Annotated in this window: 1 protein-coding gene; it reads right to left on the minus strand. The window is 54.6% G+C overall.

Annotated elements, in window-relative coordinates; translation table 11 throughout:
* Nucleotides 1-94: 94 nt before the first annotated feature.
* A complete protein-coding gene (locus tag JK211_RS16770) occupies nucleotides 95-1,039 on the minus strand; it encodes a hypothetical protein (RefSeq protein WP_371734657.1) in 945 nt (314 codons plus the stop codon).
* Nucleotides 1,040-1,048 lie beyond the last annotated feature (9 nt).

A 1,048-nucleotide genomic window follows, 5' to 3' on the forward strand; every position in this document is an offset into this window, starting at 1 on the left:
TGGGTAGTGGTGAATGATTTAACGTGGTTTAACAGGTTGGTAGCAGCGCCAATGACGCCGCCGATGGTGGTAGCCATTAGCGATACTCCGTTGGTTAGTAGTTGATGGTTACTGCTGGTACCTGACCTTTAGCGATTGATTTGATACATGCTTTTGCACAGTCCTCGGTCAGGCCGGATTCGACCAGTGCAGATACTGCTGCGAGATTGATATTGCGACGATGCTCTGTATCTCTGGCCCGGCGGTCGGCTTCATCTTTGATGCGTTTTTCTTCATCCAGTCGAGCCTGCTCGACCTGAGCGGCTTTGCGGCGTTCGGCCTCGATAGCTTCCCGCTTATCACGCTCAGCCAGTTGCTGGGCTTCGATACGCTGCTGCTCTGCACGTTGCTCCGCAGCGATACGTTCCTGCTTTTCCTTCTCGGCAGCGGCCTGTAATTCGAGCTTTTCACGCTCTACCTGCTCACGTTCACGCTGGGCCTTTTCCTCAGTCTCACGTTTTACTCGCTCTTCAGCTTCCCGGGCGATGCGCTGCTCATGATCAATGCGCTGCTGTTCGGCCAGCCGAGCGGCTTCGGCACGGTCACGGTCGAACTTGTCATTCATCAGTAGGGCGATTTCATGATCGGACTCAATCTGCTTGGCCAGCGCTTCAGCCTTGGCGCGGTCGTAATCAGCATTCATTGCATCAGCTTCATCCCGCATAGCGCTGTAGGCTTCTGCTGCGACCCGTTCCTCTTCCTCTTTCTTCAGTCGCTCTTGCTCAGCTTCCCAATCGGTCACCGGCTGCCGGATTTCGATAGCCAGTTCATCAAGTGCCTCGCGAATCTTCCGGCGACTGGCATCAACCAGGGCAGGGCGTTTCTTCATTTCAGCGACCAGTGTTTTACCGGCATCATCAATCGCTACCTTTGAGCTGCGAACGGTGGCCGCCATGCTGATGTAGGCCTTGCGACCCTTAGCGGTATTTATGTCACCAACGACTGACTTTGCTTTAGCGCGGATTTCTTCAATCAGCCGGTCGGTGTAATCACCACTGATAAACGCCGC

The organism is Tatumella sp. JGM130, assembly GCF_018257525.1.
Classification (GTDB): domain Bacteria; phylum Pseudomonadota; class Gammaproteobacteria; order Enterobacterales; family Enterobacteriaceae; genus Tatumella; species Tatumella punctata.